This is a genomic window from Ruegeria sp. HKCCD6604 (genome assembly GCF_013110635.1).
GTDB lineage: Bacteria > Pseudomonadota > Alphaproteobacteria > Rhodobacterales > Rhodobacteraceae > Ruegeria.
Genome location: NZ_WVQW01000007.1, coordinates 1 through 24505 on the forward strand (window position 1 = coordinate 1; position 24505 = coordinate 24505).

A 24505-nucleotide genomic window follows, 5' to 3' on the forward strand; every position below is an offset into this window, starting at 1 on the left:
CTCAGTCCTCCGTTTCCTAAACATAACGGTGGACCCGTTCAGTTGGGGAGGCTCATATCGCAACTTCAAAGAATGTCTGCCATCCGCCTTGTTCTTTAGAAAAACAAAGTGTTCTGGCGCAAAGAGTTACGGCGCAGCCCACACCGCCGCACATCTTTTGGGGACAGTGGGATTTGGACAAGCCAAACGCCCCTGTCCATCAGGGGTAAGACGCTGCCTTCCCCCTCGGGCAACCCTATTGGACAACACCGTGTCCTCGGCTGCGCCTGCGGGCCGCACCACTATTGTCGAATAGCATTGCCTCGCCCCCATCCGCGTTCGCCACGTGGCAGATCAGCAGGAACAAGCGCCTTCGGCGTCTGATCCGCAAATCAGCCCTGATTATCCCAAATGGGAAGTCAGGATCATTGAAATCGGTCTAGGTGCTGGATGAAGGAAGTGAGTCGAAAATGGCAAGGTTCTGTCGCTGGTGGCAGAACTATGTGTCGCCTGACACAAAGGAAAGTGGCGGACCGAGGAGGATTCGAACCCCCGACCCCTTGATTCGTAGTCAAGTACTCTATCCAGCTGAGCTATCGGTCCGCGTTGGTGAGGCGGTGTTTAGACCTGCTGCCCGAGACGTGCAAGCCGATTCTTCAAAAAAAAATCAAAAAGTCATGTCCCCGCGCGGAAGGCTGATTTCAAAGACTGTTCCCTCGGGTCCTGTCTCTTTCAAAACCAGATCCCCGCCATGGCCGCGCACCAGCTCCTGCGAGATTGCCAGCCCCAGACCCGAGCCACCCTTTCGGACCCCGCCCTGGAAAGGCGTGAACAGGTTTTCGCGCGCCTTGGGGGGAAGACCCGGCCCCGTGTCGCGGATTTCGATGCACCAAGCATCGTCGTTTTCACACCCCGCAATGGTAACCCGTCCAGGTTTTCCGGAGGCAACCAGAGCCTGTCTTGCGTTGCGCACGAGGTTCATGATGACGCGGTACAATTGTTCGGGGTCGGCACGGGCCACAAGGGTGTCCGGCACTTCGTTCACGATCTCGACGCAAGCATCGGCGACGGCGAGTTGTTCGCTGGCCGCGACATCCGCCGCGATTGCGCGGATCGGAACCATTGTCAGGGTGGGTGCGGGTTCTTCCGCGCGGCCAAAGGCCAATGTGCTTTCACAAAGAGACACGGCCCGGGTGATGGAATTCACCAGTTTCGGCGCCATCCGCCGTACCAGCGGATCATCGCTGGCCTCGATCCGATCGGTAAACAGCTGCGCCGACGTCAGGATATTGCGCAAGTCATGGCTGACTTTGGCGACGGCCCCCCCAAGCTGCGCCAGCCTTTCCCGCTGTTTGAGCGCCTGGGTCAGGTCCGTTTGCAGCATCTTCAGTGCCTCCTCGGCCTCTCGCAGCTCCGTCACCTTCGAATTCGGCGAGATTATGCCACGCGCGTCCTCTGGCGCACTGGCATAGCGCTGCATGTAGCCGACGACGCTTTTGATGGGCCGCACAAGTACGACGCGTACGGCGAGAAACAGGAAAAACGCCGTGATGATGGAGATCACAAAGGACAGACCGAGAATACGCAACCCGTAGTCAATCATCGCCGTTCGCAACGGTATGCTGTCCATGGTGACTTCGATCAGAAGGCCTGCCCCCTTGACCGGTTCTCCGATGACCCGGATGACTTCGTTTTCGGGTTTGAGAAAGCGGCTGATCGCATCCCGGATAAGAATCCAGGGGCTTGCATCCCGCAAATCGAACGTGCCGGCGATTGGATCGGGAATCGGCGACGACAGCATCAGTTGCCGAACCTCATCCCGTCGCAATACGACATTGTAGACGCCTGCGTTTGCCAGCAGTTCCGCCTCAAGATCTTCGGCCAGCATATCATCCGCCAGCAAAGCCAGCGAGGCGATCTGCGCGCGTTCGAGCCTGTTCAGCAGAAAGTCCTCGCGGAACCGAGCGATCGACGGGACAAAGATCAGAACCTCGGCCAACATGACGAAGACCGTCGTCAGGATCAGAAATCGGCCCGAAAGCGAGTTCAATTTGCGCCCCTCCTCAGGTCAGGGAATCCAGCGCTGGACGAACCTGACCACTCGTTTAACTGTCTGATTCTCAAACAGCCTTGGCGAGAAATAAGCACCCGCCACACGTTTGTTAAGCTCTCCGATCGTCGGATAGGGTGAAACCATGGCGGCGATCTGCCCCATCTTCAGGTTATTGGCCAAAGCCAACGACCACAAGTTGATCAACTCACCCGCCTGATGCCCGACGATTGTGGCGCCGACGGGTCGGCCTTTCACGACCATGACCTTGACGAAGCCTTTGGTTTTGCGCTCGGCAATCGCCCGGTCATTGTGGAGATAGTCAAAGCGGGCGATTTCGAGCTTTTTACCATGCGCCTCGCGGGCCTGAGCTTCGGTCAGTCCGACCTGGGCCAGCTCCGGGTCCGTATAGGTGGCCCAAGGAATATGTTCCGTTTTCGCCCTGGACGGCAGTCCGAACAGGGCCGAACGAATGATGACACCTGCATGATACCCTGCAACATGGGTGAATTGCAGGCCACCGGCCACATCTCCGATCGCATAGACGCAGCGATTGGTCGTGCGCAGCGCGTCACCCGTTCTGAGGCCTGTTTTCGTGCGTTCAATTCCGGCTGCCTCCAGGTTCAGACGCTCGATATTGGCTTTGCGACCGGCAGCGATCAAAAGATGAGAGCCCCGGTGAGTTTCACCGTTTTCGGCAACGACTTCCACAGCGCCCTCTGTTCCGCGAACCTGCGCGATCATGGCGTTTTCCCGGATGTCCACGCCTTCACTGCGCAGGGTATCCAGCACCACGGAGGCAGCCTCGGGATCGTCTTTGCCCAAGGCTTTGAGCCCTTCGACGACCGTCACCTTGCTGCCGAGGCGAATATGGGCCTGCGCCATCTCCATCCCGATCGGGCCGCCCCCGATGATCAGCAGGTGATCTGGCCGCTCTCTCAAGTCAAAGATGGTTTCGTTCGTATAATAGGGCACCGTGTCCAACCCCGGAATCGGCGGCACCAGCGGTGATGAACCGGTCGCGATGACGATGCGACGTGCACAGATGACATGATCCCCGGCCTGCACCTTTTCAGGGGATATGAACGTGCCGTATTCGCGGATGACCTTCACGCCGAAGCCTTCGAACCGCTGCTGACTGTCCATCGGTTCGATCTGCGCGATAACATCATGAACATGATCCTTTACTGCGGCGTAGTCGACCTGAGGGATTGTATCAGCGATGCCAAAACGAACGGAATGCGCCTGAGCATGGGCCGCTTTGCCACTTGCGATCAGCGCCTTCGACGGGACACAGCCGAAATTCAGGCAATCCCCGCCCATCTTGTGCCCTTCCAGCAGGACAACATCCGCGCCCATCTGGCTGGCGCCCGCAGCGACGGACAATCCTCCGGACCCGGCGCCAATGACCAGGAGATCGGTTTTCAACTCTTTCATGGTTCAGGTGCCTCTTTTCGCGCGCAGTGCTTTGAAAACGATGGGCAAGGCGGCCAATACGCACAACCCTGTAATCGGCCCGATCACGAACGGTTCCCACAGCAACGAAACATCAGGCGTTTCCCCACGGTCGAATACACCGCCCAAACCGACCCCGATCCACGTGTACACGATACCTCCGGGGATGATGCCCAGCGCGGTCGTCAAAAGAAAATTGCGGAACTTCACACCGACCAAAGCCGGCACGAGATTGGCAACAAAGAACGGCACCACCGGCACCAGACGCAGCAGAAACAACACCGAGATTTCGTTTTCCCGCAGACCGTCCTTCAGTTTCCTGACCGTGCCTTCTGATGATTCCAGGCGCGACGTCAGGGCTTCGCCCAAGCCCCAGCGCGCCGCCAGAAAGATCGCCGACGCACCGATGGTGGCGGACACGACATTGAAAACGGTTCCAGCAAAAAGACCGAAAAGAAAACCGCCCGTCATCGAAGCCACTGCGGCACCGGGCAGTGAAAAGGCCACTATGACGATATAAATGGCGACAAAAGCGGCTGCCATGACCCAATAGTGACCGTCCCGCCACGCCAGAAGCGCCTCGCGATTGTCCCGCAAGGTCTCGAAAGTCAGGTAATCCCCAAGCGTGAAAAAGCCGACAACGGCAACGCTCAGGATTACAAGCAACGGAATGTGGCGCGCGAAACCATTGCGCGGCGCCTGGCTCGTGTCGGACATCAGATTTTCCGGTTCTTTGTGCTTCATCTTGTGCCCAAGATGCGCTGACTGACGGGCCAGCAACAGGGGGATCACGGGGCCTTGATCTTTGTGGCACCGAATGTGAGAGATTTCGGCGATAAACGGGTATTTTGAAACCTTTTGCCGTTGCCGGTAACAGAATTGTTGCAAAAGCTGCGAAAACCTGGCCGTTGGGGTTTGACTTACCCCCCGCTTGGCAGTAGAGGACGGGCTTCGAACACCACGGGCAGGCGAATCCGCGCCGCACCCGACCGCATAGATTGGAGACGGAGCGATGAAACGCACCTATCAGCCTTCGAACCTGGTTCGCAAACGCCGCCACGGTTTCCGCGCGCGCATGGCCACTAAGGCCGGCCGCAAGATCCTGAATGCACGCCGCGCACGCGGCCGCAAATCGCTGAGCGCGTAAACCGCTCACCGATCAGGTTATGAACATGACGCCGCCGGAGGCCCCTGAGGTTGGTAGGAACCACCCCGGGAACAAGCCCCCGGCGGCGTCCGTTTGTGCATCTGCACCTCTGACCGTTCTCAAGAAACGGTCCGACTTTCTGAAAGCGGCGCGTGCCCGCCGACAAGGCACGTCGTCGATGATGGTTCAGGCCCGCAACCGCGCGCCCGGCGAGGCCAATGGGATTCGCGTGGGGTTCACCTGCTCGAAAAAAGTGGGCAATGCCGTGGCCCGCAACCGCGCCAAGCGCCGTCTGCGCGAAGCCGCACGGGCCGTGTTGCCCGAAGCCGGCCGCGACGGGTGGGATTACGTCCTGATCGGCCGCGCCGAGGTTACCGCCAACCGCCACTATGACGCATTGTTGGACGACCTGCGCTATGCGCTCCGCAAGGTGCATGCGGCCGAAAAATGACCTTCCTGTCCCATATCGTCGCCCTGCCTGTTCGGGCGTATCGGCTGATCTTCAGCCCATGGGTCGGTTTCAACTGTCGCTACCAACCCACCTGTTCCGCCTATGCGCTTGAGGCGCTGGAGAAACACGGGGCGGTCAAAGGATCCTACCTGGCCGCTCATCGGATCTGCCGTTGCCACCCTTGGGGCGGCGACGGATACGATCCGGTACCTGACGACAAACATAACGACCCTTCGTCCTGACCCCTCGTCAGACTTGACCGGCAAGTGCCGCGCCTGAACAGTTGGACCAGTCCAACCCGAGGTCCCGATGAAATCCCCAGCGCGCGATACCCTGCCAACCCACGATGTCCTGAACCAACCGCCCGCGCGCGGCGGCATCGATCTTTGGCTGTCCGATCCGGTCCTGCAAGACGCAGCAAAGACAGCGGGCGCGCGCGCTTTGGAGCTGGCGGCATATGGCAAAACACTCGGAACCGAAGAAACCCGGGAACTGGGTCGGGAAGCCAACCGGCATCCGCCAGAGCTGCGGCTGTTCGATCCCGGCGGTAGGCGCCTGGACGAGGTGCGCTTTCACCCGGCCTATCATCAGATGATGCAGATCAGCCAATCGGCGGGCTATGCCGCACTGGCCTGGGATAGACAGCCCGGAGGGCACGCGACCCATGCGGCGATGGTCTATTTGGCCGGACAGGTCGAACCCGGGCATTGCTGCCCGATGACCATGACCTATGCAGCAATCCCTGCACTGGCCGCCAATGAACACATTGCCTCGCTCTGGCAGCCAAAACTCATGGCCCGCCACTATGATCCTTCGAAGGAACCGATCGGTCAAAAGACCAGCGCGACGCTAGGGATGGCGATGACCGAGAAACAGGGCGGTTCGGACATACGCGCCAATACGACCATTGCGACACGCGACGGGGATCACTGGCGCTTGCGCGGGCACAAGTGGTTCTGTTCCGCGCCAATGTCGGATGGGTTCCTGACACTGGCACAGGCGCCCGGCGGGTTGACCTGTTTTCTGGTGCCCCGCTGGCTCGAGAGCGAACGCAATGCGATCCACCTGATGCGCCTGAAAGACAAGCTGGGCAACAAATCCAACGCATCCTCGGAGATCGAGTATCATGACGCGCTGGCCTATCAGTTGGGCGAAGAAGGCGCGGGCGTGCGCACCATACTGGAAATGGTGCACCACACGCGGCTTGATACAGCCATGGCACCGGCCGGGCTGATGCGGGCCGCGCTCAGCGAAGCGCATCATTGGGTGGAACACCGCAGCGCATTTCAGCGCCGATTGATTGATCAACCGCTGATGCAAGCGGTCCTGTCCGACCTTGTTCTGGACTGGGAAGGCGCTGTGACCCTGGGAATGCGTGTGGCGCAGGCATTTGACGGCCAGACACCCGAAGACAAGGCCTTTGCCCGGATCAGCGTCGCATTGGCCAAGTTCCTGAACAACAAGCGCTGCCCGGTCGTCGTCGTCGAGGCGATGGAAGTGCTGGGCGGCATGGGGTACGTCGAAGACACGCCCTTGCCCCTGATCTACCGTGAAGCGCCCCTGAACAGCATCTGGGAGGGGTCAGGCAATGTGATCTGCCTCGATATCCTGCGCACCCTGACGCGTGAGCCGCAGGCCGCCGAGGTTCTGGGAGCCGAATTGGATGCGGTGAGAGGCACGGACAGAAGATATGACGCAGCACTGACCGCGCATCGCAGCCGCTGGCCCGGTCTGCCGCCCGAGGCCGAAGCGCGCTGGTACGCTGAACGCACGGCACTGCTGCTGACGGCCTCGCAATTGCTGCGCCATGCGCCCGGCGCTGTGGCTGATGGCTTTGTTGCCACACGTCTTTCCGGTGACAGCGGCCGCATTCCCGGAGCAGTAGCCGGGTTGGATACCGGCGCCCTGCTGGCGCGGCTTGGCTGACCGGCCACTTGCCCGGTTGCGCCATCTGCTGTAGGGGCAGCGCATGTTTGATGATGCAGACGATATCCACCCGCTCTTTGCCGGCGCGCCCTCGACCACCGAGTTCAAGAAACTGCGCAAACGCATCGTGCGCCAGACCCGCGAAGCGATCGAGCAATACGGGATGGTGGACCCCTCCGCCCATGACAAGACCGGCACACCGCCGCGTTGGCTTGTCTGCCTGTCGGGCGGCAAGGACAGTTATACGCTGCTGGCCGTCCTCTACGAACTCAAATGGCGCGGATTGCTGCCTGTCGATCTTCTGGCTTGCAATCTGGATCAGGGACAACCCGGATTTCCGGCAACGGTCCTGCCAGAGTTTCTGGACCGCATGGGTGTGCCACACAGGATCGAGTATCAGGACACATACTCTGTTGTGATGGACAAGGTTCCGCAGGGCCGAACATATTGCGCCCTGTGCCCGCGACTGCGCCGCGGCAACCTGTATCGCATTGCCCGGGAAGAAGGCTGTTCCGCCGTCGTGCTGGGCCACCACCGCGACGATATTCTCGAAACGTTTTTCATGAACCTCTTCCACGGAGGCCGTCTGGCCACCATGCCACCGAAACTGGTGAATGAAGAGGGAGATCTTTTTGTCTTTCGCCCGCTTGCCCACGTCGCCGAAGCCGACTGCGAGAAATTTGCCAAGGCCATGCAGTATCCGATCATCCCCTGCGATTTGTGCGGCAGTCAGGACGGGTTGCAACGGCAGCAGGTCAAACAGATTCTCGATCAATGGGAATCGAACAGTCCGGGTCGGCGTCAGGTTATGTTCCGCGCGTTAACAAATGCACGCCCGTCGCACCTTCTGGATGCGAAACTCTTTGATTTTGTTAATCTTTCCGTAAACTCCGACGAAAAAGCGGAAAATTTGGAAGAAATACCGCTTCTGCGTTAACGACTGACTCAGACTGGTTTCCTAGGCTCGGCATACCATTCATGCCCAAGGTCAGGACCCGATGTGGAATCATCCTTTCGTCGACCGTATTATTGAAGCTTTGAGAAACGTGGCATACGGCCCAGCCGTTCTTGCCTTTGTTCCGGCAACAAGCCTGGGGGCGTTCTGGCTTGGCGGTGAACGCGCTTTGGTCGCGGTGGCCCTGGGCTTGCCCCTGATGATTGCCGGTATAGGCGCAATGGCCCCCAACCCGGCAGACAGGAAACGGCAACAGGGTGGCCTGCTGCCGAATGACCAGTTCGAAACCGTTCTGGCAGAGGTGCTCACGGATAGTCGCCGCAGCGGTGAAACGTCGGCCTGTTTCGCTGTGATCCTGGACGACTATATGCAAATGCTCGATCTGCATGGCCAAGCAGCAGCAAACCATGTGGCACAGCAATTCTGCTCTCGTGTCATGTCCATGATCCGCGCCAGTGACTCCGCGACCCGGATCGATGGAAACAAGATGATGGTTGTTCTGCACCCGGCGCAACAGCTTGATCTGGAAACCTGCATTCAGATGTCGGGACGAATGCAATCCGCGGTCGAAGACCCCATCATGCTGAACGGAACCGGAGTTTACTTGTCCTGCTCTATCGGTTTCTGCCTCAGCAGCAATGTCCCCGACGGCACCGCGACGGATTGGTGCAACGCTGCAAACAACGCGCTGCAAGAAGCACAGCAAAACGGGCCGTCGACGATTCGTGCCTTTTCGTCCGAAACACGTCGCCGGGCTCAGGTCAGAACCAATCTGCGCAAGGAATTTGATGCGGCGCTGGAAAGCGGTGAAATTCGTCCATGGTTTCAACCGCAGATCTCGACGGATACCGGGCGCGTGTCCGGGTTCGAGGCTCTGGCCCGCTGGGAACACCCGAAAAAAGGAGTGCTGGGTCCCAATGTCTTTCTGCCCTTTGCCGAACAGGCGGAGTTGATGGGCAAACTGGGGCAGGCGATGCGGCATCACGCCTTTTGCGCAATGCGCGAATGGGATCGCGCCGGTCTGACCGTACCACGCATCGGCATCAACTTTTCGTCGGACGAATTGCGTGACCCGGGGCTGATCGACCGCCTGAAATGGGAATTGGATCAATGCGATCTGACCCCGGACAGATTGGCGGTCGAAGTATTGGAGACCGTGTTTTCCAGAGGGCCGGATGACGTAATCACCCGCAATGTCACGGGCTTGGCCGCGATGGGGTGCTGTATTGATCTGGACGATTTCGGCACAGGGCATGCCTCGATCGCGTCAATCAAGCGGTTCAACGTGTCCCGGATCAAAATCGACCGCTCTTTCGTGACAAAGGCGGACCAGGACCCAAGCCAGCAGCAGTTGGCCAGCGCAATTCTGACCATGGCAGAACGGCTGAACCTGGAATCCCTTGCTGAAGGGGTCGAGACACCCGGGGAGCACGCCTTGATGGCGCAATTGGGATGTGACCATGTTCAGGGGTTTGGCATCGGCAAGCCCATGCCTTTCGAAAAAACCAAGGGCTGGATCACGTCTCATTGCAACAAGATTGACGGAATGCCCAAAATCGGGCGGCAAACCGGCTGAAGAACCGGAAACTGCGCCACAGAAGACCAATCCGTGACGAAATGACGAGCGATTCCGCTTGACCTTTGGGCCTGCACTCTGTTGAACCCTGCGGGTGTCTTTCACTGCTCAAGGTGGCTGTCCCAGATGGACGATCAGAACAAGAATCTCATCCTCGCAACCGCGCTCAGCTTTCTCGTGATCCTGGTCTGGTTCGTGCTGTTCCCCCCGCCGGAACCCACACCAACCACGGAACAGGCTGAAATCGCCAGCATCGAAGGGAATGAGGTTCAGACGCCCAGCGCCGCTGATACCGGTACGGTCGGCGAAGCAACTGCAAGCGCCACTGAAGCCGAAGCCGAACCCGAGGCGCCCCGCGTCAGCATCGACACGCCCCGCCTGACGGGCAGCCTGTCGCTTGCCGGTGGCCGAATTGATGAGCTGTCTCTGAAGGATTACAAGGTTTCACTGGCCGAGGATTCTCCGATCGTCGAACTTCTGTCCCCAGTTGGAAGTGACTCGGCCTATTATGCGCTTTACGGCTGGGCCCCCGGCGCGGGCCTGTCGGTCACGGACGTTCCCGGCCCGAACACTCTTTGGACGCTTGAGCAGGGCGAAACTCTGGGTGTTGATACTCCGATCACGCTGGCCTGGGACAATGGAAACGGCCTCACCTTCCGCCGCACCATTGCCGTGGATGAAAACTACATGTTCTCGGTCACCCAGTCGGTCGAGAACACCACGGACGCCGAGGTCGGCATGGCCCCCTACGGCATTCTGGCACGCCACGGCATGGGCGAAGACGGTGATCTGCCGGGCCTGAAGAACTTCTTTATTCTTCACGAAGGCGTCATGGTCATGTCTGACGGCGTTCTGGATGAGATCGACTATGGCGATGTGCGCGATTTCGATATCGACCCCAATGAACGCGCACAGGCCGAGGTCTATCAGGTCAAAGAAGGCGGCTGGATCGGGTTCACGGATCACTACTGGATGACCACCCTGATCCCGGCCGAGGGTGCAGCGTTCAAGGCCGCTGCCAAATACGATTCACGTCGCAAAATCTATCAAACGGAAACGGTGCTGCCGACACTGACAGTCGCGCCCGGTACGACGGAAGAGGTCACGACCAGACTGTTCGCCGGTGCCAAGGAGTGGGAAACCATCCGGGAGTATCAGGCAGAAGGTGTTCAGAAGTTCATCGACAGCATCGACTGGGGTTGGTTCTACTTCCTGACCAAGCCGATCTTCTGGCTGCTGCACAACATCAATGCCCTGATTGGAAACATGGGCTGGTCAATCATCGGCCTGACGCTGATCATCAAGGCCATCCTGTTCCCGCTGGCCTTCAAGTCCTACGTCTCGATGGCGAAGATGAAGGAATTGCAGCCGCAAATGGAAGCCCTGAAAGAAGCCGCAGGCGATGATCGCCAGAAAATGCAGCAGGGCATGATGGAGCTGTACAAAAAGGAAAAGGTGAACCCTGCCGCAGGCTGCTTGCCAATTCTGTTGCAGATTCCGATCTTCTTCTCGCTGTACAAGGTGATTTTCGTGACGATCGAACTGCGTCAGGCCCCATGGTTCGGCCCGTTCCAGGACCTGAGCGCGCCGGACCCAACCTCGATCTTCAACTTCTTCGGCGTGCTGCCTTGGGCCGCACCTGCACCCGAAAGCCTGATGGCGCTGATCTTCATCGGTATTCTGCCGCTGCTGCTGGGTATTTCGATGTGGTTGCAGCAGAAACTGAACCCGGCGCCAACCGATCCGACGCAGGCCATGATCTTTGCCTGGATGCCTTGGGTCTTCATGTTCATGCTGGGTGGTTTCGCCAGTGGTCTGGTCGTGTACTGGATCGCGAACAACACGATCACGTTCACACAGCAATATCTGATCATGCGCAGCCAGGGCTATAAGCCGGATGTATTCGGAAACATAAAGTCCGGTTTCAAGCGGACGCCAAAAACGGACAACAAATGAGCGGAACGGTCTCAAGCCTTTGGCGCCACCCGATCAAAAGCCATGGGCGAGAAGCCCTGAGCCAAGTCACACTCATCCCTGGGCAGACCATGCCCGGGGATCGCGTTTGGGCGGTCGCTCATGAGGCCGCCAAAACCGATGGTTCGGAATGGGCACCCTGTTTCAATTTCAGCCGCGGTTCAAAAGCGCCTCAGTTGATGGCCATTTCGGCCGAATTGCAGGGCGACCGGGTTACATTGCGCCACCCGCAGCGACCGGATCTCGGTTTTGCGCCGGACACCGAACAAGAGGCTTTTCTGGACTGGGTAAAGCCACTTATGCCGGCGGACCGGGCTGCATCTGCCCGGATCGTTCGGGTTCCGGGGCGCGGTATGACGGACAGCGACTTTCCATCGATCAGCCTGTGCAACATGGCATCGCATCGCGCAGTCGAACAGAAGCTGGGCCAGACTCTGTCCATTGTTCGGTGGCGCGGCAATATCTGGTTCGAAGGTCTGCCAATATGGGATGAGTTTGACTGGCTGGGCCGGGACGTGCGCATTGGCGAGGCCGTGCTTCGCGTACGCGAGCGGATCACGCGATGTATGGCCACCACCGCCAATCCCGAAACCGGTGAGAGGGATGCAGACACCCTGCGCGCCCTGAACAGTTGGGACCATCAGGATTTCGGCGTTTACGCCGAGGTCGTCCAGGGTGGCGAAATCCGCGTCAACGATGAGGTGCAGCTGCTATGACCACGCTTCCCTTCCCCCTGACCGAAGACCCGGATGAATTCGCCCAGGAACGAGGCCGCAAACTGTTTGCAGGCCCGTCCGAGTTCGTCAAAGGCGTTGTCGCCATGAATGGCCTTCCCGCCCCTGACCGGTTGGAAGTCTGTTTTGCGGGGCGTTCGAACGTGGGTAAATCCAGCCTGATCAATGCCTTGACCGGCACGAAGGGTCTGGCCCGCGCATCCAACACGCCTGGCCGCACGCAAGAGATCAACTTTTTCACCCAAGGCCCTGAACTCTATCTCGTGGACCTGCCGGGCTATGGCTATGCAAACGCCCCGGTGAAAGTGGTCGAGAAGTGGCAGAAGCTGCTGAAACAATATCTCAGCGGGCGCCAGACACTGCGCCGCGCCTTTGTCCTGATCGACTCGCGCCACGGGGTAAAACCGGTCGATGACGAAATCATGAAGTTGCTGGACACCAGCGCCGTGACATTTCAATGCGTTCTGACCAAGGCAGACAAGGTCAAAGCCAAGGATCGTGAAAAGGTTCTGGAACAAACCCGGGCCGCGTTGTCCAAACATCCCGCGGCTTTTCCGGAAATTGTGCTTACCTCATCCGAAAAGGGTGACGGCATCGCGACCCTGCGGTCCATCATTGCGCATCTGGAATAGCTTCGCCCTTGGCAGCGTGGGGCAAAGGTCCTAACACGGTTTTCCAGAAGGACTTTAGCTATGAAGACACGAGATATGAACCGGGACTGGATCGCCACCGCAGCCACACTCAACAGCGCCCTGCCCTATCTGCAGCGCTATGATGGAGCCATCGTCGTCATCAAACTTGGCGGACACGCCATGGGCAGCGACGAGGCGATGGAAAGCTTTGCCCGGGACGTGGTTCTGATGCGCCAGGTGGGTGTAAACCCGGTGGTCGTCCACGGCGGTGGTCCGATGATCAATGCAATGCTGGGCAAGTTGGACATTCAATCCGAATTCGTGAACGGCAAGCGAGTGACCGACAAGGCCACGGTTGAAGTGGTCGAAATGGTTCTGTCCGGGCTCGTGAACAAGCGCATCGTACAGGCGATCAATGATCAGGGCGGATCAGCCGTGGGCCTGTCCGGCAAGGACGCAGGCCTGATGGTCTGCGATCAGACGGATGCGTCGCTGGGTTTTGTCGGCACCCCTGCCGAGATGAATCCGAAGATCCTGCATGATCTGTTCTCACATGACGTGATTCCGGTCATCGCCCCGCTTGGTGCAGGCCGCGACGGTGAAACATTCAACGTCAATGGTGACACGGCAGCCGGGGCAATCGCTTCTTCGCTCAAGGCAGACCGTCTGTTGCTGTTGACGGATGTTTCCGGTGTCAAGAACGCGGCGGGCGATGTCGTGACCGAACTCAAGGCCGGTCAGATAAGGGAAATGACCCGCGAAGGCACCATTGCAGGCGGTATGATACCCAAGACAGAAACCGCACTGGACGCCCTGCACAGCGGCGTTCGGGCTGTCGTCATACTTGATGGGCGCGCACCCAATGCCGTGCTGCTGGAGCTGTTCACCGAACATGGGGCCGGGTCGCTGATACGCCCGGACTGATCCCCGCAAGAGAGGAGGTGGAGACATGACACATCTTGCACAGCCTTCCTCTGATCCTGACGCGACGCCTTATGAACAGGTTGAAAACGTCGCCCGTGATACTGGATTGTTGGTCATGGGCGCGCTGCATCCTCGCCACGTTGCAGCCAAAGACCTCGAAACCGGTACGCTGATCCTGTTGGGGGCCGGGCCGGAATTCTGGCCCGTACTAAAGGCCTCACCGGAATGGCACCAGGCCGACCCCGTTGACCGATGGTCGCAAAGGATCGTCGGTCAGATGGCCGAAAGGCTCGGCGCACAGGCGTATTTCCCGTTCGGCGGCCCTCCGTACACGCCATTCATTGACTGGGCGCTCAAATCTGGGCGGACGTTCAGCAGCCCGGTCGGGGCATTGGTGCATGATACCGTTGGGATGATGATTTCCTATCGGGGCGCACTGCATTTTGCCGAAGAGTTCGCCATCCCGGCCCCTTCCGGCGTGTCGCCTTGCGAAAGCTGCGCCGCGCCTTGCACGACGACCTGTCCGGTCAGCGCGCTGAACGCGCAGGAGTTCTATGATGTCGCTGCATGCCACGACTATCTGGGCACCGCTGAAGGTCAAACCTGTATGGCGGGCGGGTGTCTGGCCCGCCTAGCCTGCCCTCTGAGCGCGGGCGCAGGACGCGACCCGGAACAATCGGCCCATCACATGAAAGCCTTTCATCCGTCATGACCCGAATTCTGATCCTGACACGTCATGCGAAATCCAGCTGGGATAGCCCGGGTCTTGGCGATCATGACCGCCCGCTGAACAAGCGTGGACGAAAGTCAGCCCCGGCCATCGCTGCTTGGTTGCGTCACCACGGTTGGTTGCCGGATGAAGTCCTAAGCTCTACATCAACTCGCACCCGCGAGACATGGGATCGCATGGGTTTGCAGGCCGATAAAGTCAGCTTTCACAGCGCGCTCTACCACGCTGATTCAAAGGTCATGCTGCGAGAGCTTTCAGGTGCTACGGAACCGGCGGTATTGATGCTGGGCCACAATCCCGGGATCGCCGATTTTGCCAACCGTCTGGTGCGACAACCGCCAAATCATACACGCTTTTTCGATTATCCAACCTGTGCAACAACCGTCATGTCGTTCGACTTAAACAGCTGGGCCGAGGTCCGATGGCAAACCGGGACGGTGCTGGGGTTCACCATCCCGCGTGAGTTGATCGAATAGAAAAAGGCGGGGCAACACCCCGCCATAATTCTTTCAGCCTTTGTGCAGGTCAGTGACCCAGAATCTGGCTCAGGAACAGTTTGGTCCGCTCGCTTTGCGGGTTGTTGAAGAACTCTTCGGGTTCGTTCTGTTCCACGATCTGACCGGCATCCATGAAGATCACGCGGTTGGCGACCTGGCGGGCAAAACCCATCTCGTGAGTCACGCACAGCATGGTCATGCCTTCCTCGGCCAGTTCGATCATGGTGTCGAGCACCTCTTTGATCATCTCGGGGTCCAGCGCCGATGTCGGTTCATCGAACAACATGATCCGCGGCATCATGCAGAGCGAGCGGGCAATCGCCACACGCTGCTGCTGACCACCCGAAAGCTGACCGGGATACTTGTCGGCCTGTTCGGGAATTTTCACCTTTTCCAGGAAGTGCATCGCGCGCTCTTCGGCCTCTTTCTTGGGCGTCTTGCGCACCCAGATTGGGGCCAGCGTACAGTTTTCCAGAATGGTCAGATGCGGGAACAGGTTGAAGTGCTGGAACACCATTCCGACCTCGGAGCGAATCTTGTCGATGTTCTTCAGGTCATTCGACAGCTCGATCCCGTCCACCACGATCTTGCCTTGCTGGTGTTCTTCCAGCGCGTTCAGGCAGCGGATCAGGGTGGACTTGCCCGAACCCGACGGGCCCGCGATCACGATCCGCTCGCCCTGATTGACGGTCAGATTGATGTCGCGCAGCACGTGGAAGGACCCGTACCACTTGTTCATTTGGTTGATTTCGATGGCGACCTCGTCGCTCACCTGCATCTTGGAGCGGTCGATTTCGCGGTCGATTGCAAGTTCAGACATGTGTTGAACTCCTTAACGATGATCTGTGGCAAGGCGACGCTCGAGCCACTGAGAATATTGAGAGATGCCGTAGCAGACGACGAAGAACAGAAGCGCGGCAAAGCCCAGAAGCTCCCAGTAGACGCCGTTCCATTCGGTCGACGCCAGGATGGGTCCCCGGATCATGCCCACCAGATCGAACATCGAAATGACCGAAACCAGTGTCGTATCCTTGAACAGGCCCACGGCCACGTTCACAATCCCGGGGATCGAGATCTTCAGCGCCTGCGGCAAGATGATAAGCCGCATCGCCTGCGGATAATCCAACCCAAGACTGTCTGCGGCCTCGTACTGCCCGCGCGGAAGCGCTGCCAGGCCGCCGCGGATCACCTCGGCGATATAGGCGGACGAGAACATGGTGATCATGATCACAACGCGCAGGAACAGGTCGACCGTGCTGTCAGGCGGGAAGAAATAGGCCAGCATCACCGAAGCCACGAACAGCAGCGTGATCAAAGGCACGCCGCGGATGAACTCGATGAAGATGACGCAGACCCACTTGATCAGCGGCATGTTCGACTGTCGCCCCAAGGCCAGTGCGATCCCAAGTGGTACCGACAGCGACACACAGGTTACGCCCAGCATCATGTTCAGCATGAAACCGCCCAGGTCACGGCTGGGAACGGCCGTCAGCCACGCATTCTCTGATGCGCCTTCCGGGATCAGGGCCCCTCCGACGTTCCAGATGACAAGTGCCGTCACAATTGCTCCGAAGAACCCGGCGGCAAAGTTGTTGTTGCCCAGCTTCTGGAAGACACCACCGGCGGCTATGCAGCCAACTAGTGCAACCAGAGGCACGAGGATCGTGCCACCCCAGATCAGCCAGAAAGCCAGGAAGGGATAGACCGCAGTGAACAACAGCATCTTGCGAGGCAAGTCAAAGAACAGCACCGGCGCAATCGCCACCAGCATCAGAACAAAGGCCAGGTTCGGCCGCCAATAGGCATCGACGGGGTACTTGAACCCATAGATCAGCTGAGGCCAGCGTTCCGTCAGAACCGCGAAACAGGCTCCGGTCTTGTCCCCCAGAATCTCGCGGCATTCCGCGAGCGAGTTGGCATTCCACACTCCGTTCAGAATCCATGGCAAGGTATTCTTGAGAAGAATGTAGATCAGGATCAGCGACAGAACTGTCAGGATCGAGTTGACGACCCCTGAGAACAGATTCTCGCGCAGCCATTTGATGACGCCGGTCTCATTTGCCGGCGGCGGTGAGGGCGGGATGGTGCCTTCGGCCACGAAGGCGATCGGGTTTGTTGCTTGATCACTCATGGCTCAGCGCTCCTTCAGCTTGACGGAAGCGTTGTAGATGTTCATCCCCGTCGAAATCAGCAGCGAGGCCGTGAGGTAGAACAACATCAGCAGCAGAACGCATTCAATCGCCCGGCCGGTCTGGTTCAGGGTAATACCACCCAGTGTTGCGGTGATATCCGCATAGCCAACGGCAATCGCGAGAGACGAGTTCTTGGTGATATTCAGATACTGCGAGATCAGCGGCGGGATGATGACCCGCAATGCCTGGGGCAGGATGACCAGTTTCATGATCCGTCCCTGACGCAGGCCCAACGCGGCGGCCGCCTCGGTCTGACCTTTGCTGATCGCCTGAATACCCGCACGCACGTTTTCCGCGATAAAGGCACCGGTATAGATCGACAGGGCAAACCACAGCGCAATCAGTGGACCACCGGCATTCAGTCCACCGCTGAAGTTAAAGCGCTTCAGCTCGGGGACATCCCAGGTCAGGCCCATGATGATCATCAACAGCACAAAAGGCACCAGCCAGATTGCCAGTTTCGGCAACAGCGTCGCGGGGCGCTCGCCAGTTTCTTCCTGCTTCTTGGTCGCGCGTTTTTCGACTTCGCCACTAACGAACCACGATCCGATCAAGACGGCGATGACCAGCAACCAGTTCAGGGCTGTCGATGCAAACAGGCCATTGGCGAACTCGGGACGGGGAAAATAAATGCCTCTATTGGTAAAGGCGAAGGACCCAAACAGCATTGAAGACGTCGGGTTTTCCCCCCGGAACGCGCTGGGCGCCGGCAGCACGGCCGTCATGATCGTGAAGATGATGATGATCCAGATCAGAACCGGGATGTTCCGGAAGATCTCGACATATACTGCCATCAGCTTCGACACGAGCCAGTTGTTCGACAGTCTCAGAACACCCGCGATCACACCGAAAACCGTTGCGGTGATACAGGCCAGGAAGGCCACGAGCAGTGTGTTCAGCAAACCGACAAGTGCCGCGCGTGCATGCGATGACTGACTGTCATATTCAACAAGACGCTGGTTGATGTCGTACCCGGCGGAATCGCCGAGGAAAGCATAGGAAATATTGAGCCCTGCGGCCCTGAGGTTCTGGATCAGGTTGTTGCCCAGATACCAGATGGAAAGCGCAATGACGATGGCCGCAATCACCTGAAATGTAAGAGAGCGATAGCGGGTATCGTTTATGAGCATAGACAACCGAAAATCAGCTTTCGGTGGGTCAGTCATAGTCGACATATTTTGGGATCCCCGTGGCTTGCGAGCTGTTTCATTTCGGCGAGGTTTTCCCCGCTCTGCATCTGCCCGCAGCAATTTATTGTAGAAGAGGGCGCAGGTTGCCCCGCGCCCTCTTCCATTGATGCCTTAACGGAACGGCGGCGAGTACAGCAGGCCGCCTTCGGTCCACTGTGCGTTCAGGCCGCGCGCCAGGCCGATCGGTGTTTCTTCACCGATGTTCTTGGCGAAGATTTCACCATAGTTGCCGCCAGCTTTGATCGCTTTGGCCGCCCAGTCGGCGTCCAGACCCAGCATTTCACCCAGAGTGCCTTCTGTACCCAGCAGGCGGTTGATTTCCGGGTTGTCGGTGCCAGCGCTCAGTTCGTCGATATTTGCCGAGGTCACGCCCAGCTCTTCAGCCGAAATCAGTGCGTTCAGGGTCCAGCGGACAACGTCGCCCCACTCGTGGTCGCCATGACGGACCAGCGGGCCCAGCGGCTCTTTCGAGATGATTTCGGGCAGCAGGATGTGCTCGTCCGGCGCTTCGAAGGTGGCGCGGGTTGCGGCGAGGCCCGATGCATCAGTGGTGTAAACGTCACATGCACCAGCCAGGTACTGCTGCTGCGCTTCGGCGTTGGTTTCGATCGGAACCGGCTCGTAGCTGATGTTGTTGGCACGGAAGAAATCGGCCAGGTTCAGCTCGGTGGTGGTGCCGGTCTGGATGCAGACACGGGCGCCGTCCAGTTCCTTGGCCGAGCTGACGCCCAGCGCCTTGGGAACCATGAAGCCCTGACCGTCATAATAGTTCACACCGGTGAATTCGAACTTCAGGTCGACGTCGCGGCTGAAGGTCCAGGTGGTGTTTCTTGCCAGCATGTCGATCTCGCCCGAGGCCAGAGCGGTAAAACGTGTCTTACCAGTGGTCGGAACGAATTCAACGGCGTTGGCGTCACCCAGAACGGCAGCAGCAACGGCGCGGCACAGCGATACGTCAAAGCCTTGCCATTCGCCATTTGCGTCGGGCGCAGCAAAACCAACCAGACCGGTGGTCACACCACAATTCAGCTTGCCGCGTGCTTTAACGTCGTCAACGGTCCCTGCCATGGCTGCGCCAGCAGCAAGACCGGCAATCGTTGCCGCGCCCAAGATTACGGATTTTTTCATTTTTACCTCTTCCTGATTTTCCGCCTCGTCCGAGACGGCTCTGCCCGGCAAGTGGATGCCGGATAGGTTACCCCAAAGGTGTCTCCCCTTTAGTGGCACTGAGTTTGGGCGTATTCATAAACAAACGTCAAGGGCCGGATCATCGAAATCGATGGATCAGGCCCCAAGCTGTTTACAGATTTGCTCAAAAAACCGGAATTTAGGATCAAACCGATAATTCAAAGAAGCGTTTGGCATGCATAAAGGCTGCTTTCTTGGCCTCGGCAACCTGATGGGCTTCTTCGTCATGGCCCCATTGTTCAATTTGCCAGGTTTCATCCAATCTTGAAATGCGCCATATTTCGTCCGGATTGCGCCAATTCATGGCGGCCGCAAAGCCAAGAATCAATGACCCCGACAAGCTGACAAGATCGTGAAAAGCGGCCAGTTGGAACGCATCCAGCCCGTGCACCCGAGAACGCAATGTCGCCAGGGCGGATTCCGGCTGCGGCTGATGCAGGACGCCCGCAACCGGAACCAGACGGGCAGACAGCGCGGTCTCGGCCCAATCCAGGGCGGGATCCCATTCGGCGCTCTGACGATCCTGCAACTCCTGCGGGTGGGTTGCGCGATAACACAACAAATCGGAATCGCCATAATCGGCCAGCATGTCGGCCACTTCCCCGTGCTGGATGCGGACTTTGTCTATCGCTGCATTTGCAGAACGGGTGAAAGGCATCACGGCAGGATCAACTTCTTTTTCCTGCGCGTCCCATTCCCCTGCCACCGCTTCGGCCATGGGGCGGGTTGGCAGGATCAGGTCTGCCTCGGCGGGTGTTTTGACCCTGCGGCCATCCAGTTCGACGGTGAAGCCGCCATCAACCGCGACAACGGTGCTGTCCTTCCAGAAGCGTTTCGGTTTCCAGTCACTCATCTTTCAATTCCACATCCCAGCCAGCGCATTGGGCAACTGGTCAAAGGTTTCGATAATGCAAGAAGCTGCGGTCAGAGCCGATCGGTCATGATAGCCCCAGATGACGCCGATGCCGCGAACACCGGCGGCCGCGGCCATATCCATGTCAAAGCTCGTGTCGCCGATCATCACTGCGCAGGCCGGATCGACCCCGGTTTCCGCCAATGCGGTCTGCACCATGGACGGATGCGGCTTTGACGGGTGGTGATCCGCGACCTGCCGGGTCACGAAATACGGTTCCAGCCCGTGGGCTTCGATCAATGCGTCCAACCCGCGCTGCGACTTGCCGGTTGCCACGCCAAGAAGCACTTCGGGCACGGCATGCAACGCTTCAATCGCCTCGCGCGCACCGGGGTACAACGGCGAACTTGCCGCGCCCAATTCAAGACGATGGGCGTGATAGGCCTCTTTATACCCGTCGACCAGATCGTTCTGGACCGAAAGAGGCTGTTCCGGCGCCAACCTGGCGATGGCATGCGGCAGCGACAAGCCGACAATGGACAGGATCGCCTTTCGCGTCGGAACCGGCACGGAAGCGGCCTGAAAGCTGGCGGTCATGGAATGAACGATGCTGCCCTGACTGTCGACCAGAGTACCGTCGACGTCGAACAGGACCAGCCGCAAGGGTGCGCTCATTGCAGTTCCTCAAACGGGTCGTCAGCCGCCAGATCCTCGCTCCATCCGAACGTGTCCCAGCTGTGCTTCATATGCTCGGGCAAGGGCGCCGTCACGGTCACTGGTTTCCGCGTCACCGGATGCAGGAAGGACAGTCGCCGTGCGTGCAGATGCAGCTTTTTGCTGATGATCCCACCCAGTTGCGCGCCCCATCCGTCGCCAAGGTTTTCCTGACCCGAACCGCCGTATTTTCCGTCGCCGATAATCGGATGTCCGATTGCGGCCATATGCGCCCTCAATTGGTGCGTACGTCCGGTGATCGGCTCCATCGCGACCCAGGCGGCGCGGCCGGCAACTCGATAGAGTGTTGCGTAATGCGTATGCGCGCGTTTTGCGCCCGGAGTGCTGTCAATTTCGTTCATATGCACGGGGATCATCTTTTCACCCTCACCGTGCTTGCCATGACCCGGCGCTTTGACAAGGCCGGTTTTGATCTCACCCAGGTACGGTGTCGGAACACCGGCAACCAGCGCCCAGTAGATCTTGCGCGTATCACGATGACGGAAGGCGGCCGTCAGACCCTTGGCGGCCTCCCGCGTGCGGGCCAGCAGCAGAACACCTGACGTGTCCTTGTCCAATCTATGGACCAGCCGAGGGTTCTCGTCATAGCCGAACCGCAATGCTTCGGACAGGCTGTCAACATGCCGGGTCTGCCCGCTGCCGCCTTGCACCGGCAGGCCATGCGGCTTGTTCAGGGCCAGAATGTGATCGTCGCGGTAGATCACGCAGGACTGGATCATCTTGGCATCCGCATCCGAGATACGATGCTTGACCTCGGCCGGTTTGTGATCGGCATCCGGAAGGGGCGGCACGCGAACCACCTGCCCTGCCTCCAACCGGGTCGAGGCCTTGGCGCGGCTTCCGTCAACACGCAATTCCCCCTTGCGGCACATCTTTTCAATGCGGCCCTGGCTGACATGCGGAAACAGGCGGCGCAGCCAACGATCCACGCGCTGGTCCCCATCCCCTTCAGCGACTGTAATCATCTGTACGCCACTCATGCCATTACCCCTTGTTCCGCGCGGGTGATCCGCCCGGATTGCGTGTTTACCCGTGTCCCAGAAATCATGGGCGTCTGTCGCGCGCAACGCGGCAAGAGTCAAGGTATCTGGCTATGGTTCTCAGATGTTCGAGAAGTCGCCGTGCCGCCCTGCCCCATCCCGGAAACGGGCAGCCCCAGCTGTACCTTCACGGCGAATGGCGTCCAACCCGTTGGCCCATTCGACCTTGAGCGCGTCACGTACCGGCATTCCACGGGTTTCGATGATCGACCGGCGGTCTGCCCGAACGGCCTCTTGCGGGAAACGGGCGATATCATGTGCCATGTCTTCAGCCGCCTTTCGTGCTGTGCCATGTGGAACGACCTTTTCCGCCAGCCCAATTCTGTAACACTCCTCCGCCTCGACCTTGCGCCCGGTCAGAGCAATCTCCAATGCTTTGCCCTGCCCCACCAGACGCGGCAACCTGACCGAACCACCATCCATCAGGGTAATCCCCCAGCGGCGGCAAAACACACCCAAGTAAGACGTTTCCGCCATGACCCGGATATCGCACCACAAGGCAAGCTCCATTCCTCCGGCCACTGCCGCGCCCTCTATCGCGCCGATGACAGGTTTCGAAAGCTCCAGCCGCGACGGCCCCATGGGCCCCAGCGTTGACGGGGCCGAACCGATGGGAAAACCATGTTTGTCGAAATACGCCTCGCGCCGTTCGGGATCGGCCAGCGATGCGGCAAGTTTCAGATCCCACCCTGCACAGAAATTGCCACCTTTACCCCAGAATACCGCAGCCTTGGCCGAACTGGCCTCGAAACTCAGAAATGCCTCAACCAGAGCCTCGGCATGTTTCGTATCAACGGCGTTCCGCGCATCCGGCCTGTCGTGAATGACGGTCCAGACATCTTCGGATTTTTCGATTGAAACCGGCATATCAAGTCCTCCCCTGCAAGCGTTGACCCAAGGGAAGCGTCCAACTTCAATCCTGTCGCCTGTGACGCCGCGGAACCTTTACGACTGACCCTGCGTAACTAGCTGTTCCGCTGTGTCCGCAGCTTGGCAAAGTAATCGAGGCGTTTCTTTAGCTCACGCTCGAAACCGCGCTCGACCGGCTGATACAACACCGGGCGTTTCATCGTCTCGGGGAAGTAGTTCTGACCGGAAAACCCGTCCTCGGCATCATGGTCATAGGCATAGCCCGCGCCGTAACCCTGATCCTTCATCAAAGAAGTCGGCGCGTTCAGGATATGCTTTGGCGGTGGCTCGCTGCCGGATTGCTTGGCCAGCCGCATTGCCGCCTTGTAACCGACATAGGCGCCGTTGGATTTTGGCGCCAGGGCAAGATAGACCAGCGCCTGAGCAAGCGCCAACTCGCCCTCGGGTGAACCCAGACGTTCGTAGGTTTCCCACGATTGCAAACAAATGGCCTGCGCCTGCGGATCGGCCAGGCCTATGTCCTCGACCGCCATGCGTGTGATCCTGCGCGCAAGATACCGCGGATCTTCGCCCCCGGTCAGCATGCGCGCGAACCAATACAGGGCCGCATCGGGGTCAGATCCGCGCACCGATTTGTGCAGGGCCGAGATCAGGTTGTAATGCTCATCACCGGATTTGTCGTATTTTGCAGCCCGCCGCATCAAACGCGTTGACAGCGCGTCGGGGGCCAGCGGCGCGTCCACCTTCCACGCCGAAACCTGTTCGATCAGGTTCAGCAAAGCCCGACCGTCGCCATCGGCCATCTCTTGCAACGCATCGCGGGCGGCAGGCGTCAATGGCAACGCGTGGCCCAACTCTTTCTCAGCCCGCTGGGTCAAACGCTCCAGATCGGCAAGGCTCAGCCGTTCCAGCACCAGCACTTGCGACCGGCTGAGCACAGCGGCATTCAGTTCGAATGACGGGTTCTCGGTGGTTGCGCCGACCAACAGGATTGTCCCGTCTTCCATATGGGGCAGAAACCCATCTTGCTGAGCCTTGTTGAAGCGGTGAATCTCGTCCACGAACAACAAGGTGCCCTGCCCGTTCTGGCGGCGTATCTTCGCGGCCTCGAAGACTTTCTTCAGATCCGGCACACCGGTAAAGATCGCACTGATCTGAACGAAGTGCAGATCGGTTTCCTGTGCCAACAGCCGTGCAATCGTGGTCTTTCCAACTCCGGGAGGGCCCCAGAAGATCAGGCTGGACAGACTGCCTGCCGCCAGCATGACACCCAGAGGGGCCTCGGGGCCCAGCACCTGCTCCTGCCCGATCACCTCGGCCAGGGATCGAGGCCGCAACCGGTCAGCCAGAGGCCGGTGAGGAGAAGCGGCAGGTTCTGCCGCCCCGGTATCGAACAGATCACTCACA

Annotated in this window: 24 protein-coding genes and 1 tRNA gene; 12 read left to right on the forward strand and 13 right to left on the reverse strand. The window is 59.0% G+C overall.

Annotation, left to right across the window (positions count from 1 at the left end; genetic code table 11):
- Positions 1-505: 505 nt before the first annotated feature.
- The 4 genes from GS614_RS15730 to GS614_RS15745 all read right to left on the reverse strand — a co-directional run bounded on the left by GS614_RS15730 (position 506) and on the right by GS614_RS15745 (position 4201).
- Positions 506-582, reverse strand: a tRNA-Arg gene (locus tag GS614_RS15730).
- A gap of 64 nt (positions 583-646) precedes the next feature.
- On the reverse strand, positions 647-2029 hold the full coding sequence (locus GS614_RS15735; RefSeq protein ID WP_253285401.1) for a HAMP domain-containing sensor histidine kinase: 1383 nt from the start codon (positions 2027-2029) through the stop codon (positions 647-649).
- Positions 2030-2047: 18 nt separating this feature from the next.
- A complete protein-coding gene (locus GS614_RS15740; RefSeq protein ID WP_171726760.1) occupies positions 2048-3466 on the reverse strand; it encodes an NAD(P)/FAD-dependent oxidoreductase in 1419 nt (472 codons plus the stop codon).
- 3 nt (positions 3467-3469) lie between these two features.
- Entirely contained in the window at positions 3470-4201 is a 732-nt protein-coding gene (locus GS614_RS15745) for a TVP38/TMEM64 family protein (RefSeq protein WP_171233048.1), read from the reverse strand.
- Positions 4202-4496: 295 nt separating this feature from the next.
- Here GS614_RS15745 and rpmH point away from each other — a divergent pair, with 295 nt between their 5' ends.
- The 12 genes from rpmH (at position 4497) to GS614_RS15805 (ending at position 15009) form a co-directional block, all read left to right on the forward strand.
- A complete protein-coding gene (gene rpmH / locus GS614_RS15750; RefSeq protein WP_005980833.1) occupies positions 4497-4631 on the forward strand; it encodes a 50S ribosomal protein L34 in 135 nt (44 codons plus the stop codon).
- Positions 4632-4656: 25 nt separating this feature from the next.
- Complete coding sequence (gene rnpA / locus GS614_RS15755; protein WP_171726761.1) at positions 4657-5082, forward strand: ribonuclease P protein component; 426 nt, start codon at positions 4657-4659, stop codon at positions 5080-5082.
- Positions 5079-5324, forward strand: a complete 246-nt coding sequence (gene yidD / locus GS614_RS15760; protein WP_152456928.1) for a membrane protein insertion efficiency factor YidD — start codon at positions 5079-5081, stop codon at positions 5322-5324. Before rnpA ends, yidD begins: the two co-directional genes overlap by 4 nt.
- A gap of 67 nt (positions 5325-5391) precedes the next feature.
- Positions 5392-7008 (forward strand): acyl-CoA dehydrogenase family protein, encoded by a 1617-nt coding sequence (locus GS614_RS15765; protein ID WP_171726762.1) that lies wholly within the window; start codon positions 5392-5394, stop codon positions 7006-7008.
- 43 nt (positions 7009-7051) lie between these two features.
- Positions 7052-7945 (forward strand): tRNA 2-thiocytidine(32) synthetase TtcA, encoded by an 894-nt coding sequence (gene ttcA, locus GS614_RS15770; RefSeq protein ID WP_171726763.1) that lies wholly within the window; start codon positions 7052-7054, stop codon positions 7943-7945.
- Positions 7946-8006: 61 nt separating this feature from the next.
- Positions 8007-9539: a bifunctional diguanylate cyclase/phosphodiesterase gene (locus GS614_RS15775; protein ID WP_171726764.1), complete on the forward strand. Its 1533-nt coding sequence runs from the start codon at positions 8007-8009 to the stop codon at positions 9537-9539.
- 126 nt (positions 9540-9665) lie between these two features.
- A complete protein-coding gene (gene yidC, locus GS614_RS15780) occupies positions 9666-11495 on the forward strand; it encodes a membrane protein insertase YidC (protein ID WP_171726765.1) in 1830 nt (609 codons plus the stop codon).
- Positions 11492-12229, forward strand: coding sequence for an MOSC domain-containing protein (locus GS614_RS15785; protein WP_171726766.1), 738 nt, complete (start codon positions 11492-11494; stop codon positions 12227-12229). The genes yidC and GS614_RS15785 overlap by 4 nt, the downstream gene beginning before the upstream one ends.
- A complete protein-coding gene (yihA, locus tag GS614_RS15790) occupies positions 12226-12879 on the forward strand; it encodes a ribosome biogenesis GTP-binding protein YihA/YsxC (RefSeq protein WP_171726767.1) in 654 nt (217 codons plus the stop codon). The genes GS614_RS15785 and yihA overlap by 4 nt, the downstream gene beginning before the upstream one ends.
- Positions 12880-12939: 60 nt before the next feature.
- A complete protein-coding gene (gene argB / locus GS614_RS15795) occupies positions 12940-13803 on the forward strand; it encodes an acetylglutamate kinase (RefSeq protein ID WP_171119631.1) in 864 nt (287 codons plus the stop codon).
- A gap of 25 nt (positions 13804-13828) precedes the next feature.
- On the forward strand, positions 13829-14515 hold the full coding sequence (locus GS614_RS15800) for a ferredoxin (RefSeq protein WP_253285403.1): 687 nt from the start codon (positions 13829-13831) through the stop codon (positions 14513-14515).
- Positions 14512-15009 (forward strand): histidine phosphatase family protein, encoded by a 498-nt coding sequence (locus GS614_RS15805; protein ID WP_171119633.1) that lies wholly within the window; start codon positions 14512-14514, stop codon positions 15007-15009. Before GS614_RS15800 ends, GS614_RS15805 begins: the two co-directional genes overlap by 4 nt.
- Positions 15010-15058: 49 nt before the next feature.
- Here the strand turns inward: GS614_RS15805 and GS614_RS15810 are convergent, their stop codons facing one another.
- From GS614_RS15810 to GS614_RS15850, 9 genes are all read right to left on the reverse strand, one after another.
- Entirely contained in the window at positions 15059-15850 is a 792-nt protein-coding gene (locus GS614_RS15810) for an amino acid ABC transporter ATP-binding protein (protein WP_171726768.1), read from the reverse strand.
- Between the two features lie 12 nt (positions 15851-15862).
- The gene (locus GS614_RS15815; RefSeq protein WP_171119635.1) at positions 15863-17161 is read right to left on the reverse strand and encodes an amino acid ABC transporter permease; all 1299 of its coding nucleotides are present in this window, start codon (positions 17159-17161) and stop codon (positions 15863-15865) included.
- 3 nt (positions 17162-17164) lie between these two features.
- Positions 17165-18397 carry an amino acid ABC transporter permease gene (locus tag GS614_RS15820; RefSeq protein WP_152456917.1) on the reverse strand — a complete coding sequence of 411 codons (1233 nt, stop codon included), beginning with the start codon at positions 18395-18397 and terminating at the stop codon, positions 17165-17167.
- A 126-nt stretch (positions 18398-18523) separates the two neighbouring features.
- Entirely contained in the window at positions 18524-19540 is a 1017-nt protein-coding gene (locus tag GS614_RS15825) for an amino acid ABC transporter substrate-binding protein (RefSeq protein ID WP_152456916.1), read from the reverse strand.
- A gap of 205 nt (positions 19541-19745) precedes the next feature.
- Positions 19746-20453, reverse strand: coding sequence for an ATP12 family chaperone protein (locus GS614_RS15830; RefSeq protein ID WP_171726769.1), 708 nt, complete (start codon positions 20451-20453; stop codon positions 19746-19748).
- A gap of 3 nt (positions 20454-20456) precedes the next feature.
- Positions 20457-21128, reverse strand: coding sequence for an HAD-IA family hydrolase (locus tag GS614_RS15835; protein ID WP_171171040.1), 672 nt, complete (start codon positions 21126-21128; stop codon positions 20457-20459).
- On the reverse strand, positions 21125-22168 hold the full coding sequence (locus tag GS614_RS15840; RefSeq protein WP_171726770.1) for an RluA family pseudouridine synthase: 1044 nt from the start codon (positions 22166-22168) through the stop codon (positions 21125-21127). The genes GS614_RS15835 and GS614_RS15840 overlap by 4 nt, the downstream gene beginning before the upstream one ends.
- A gap of 120 nt (positions 22169-22288) precedes the next feature.
- Complete coding sequence (locus tag GS614_RS15845; protein WP_171726771.1) at positions 22289-23095, reverse strand: crotonase/enoyl-CoA hydratase family protein; 807 nt, start codon at positions 23093-23095, stop codon at positions 22289-22291.
- Between the two features lie 98 nt (positions 23096-23193).
- A complete protein-coding gene (locus tag GS614_RS15850) occupies positions 23194-24504 on the reverse strand; it encodes an AAA family ATPase (RefSeq protein WP_171616744.1) in 1311 nt (436 codons plus the stop codon).
- Between the last annotated feature and the right edge of the window lies 1 nt (position 24505).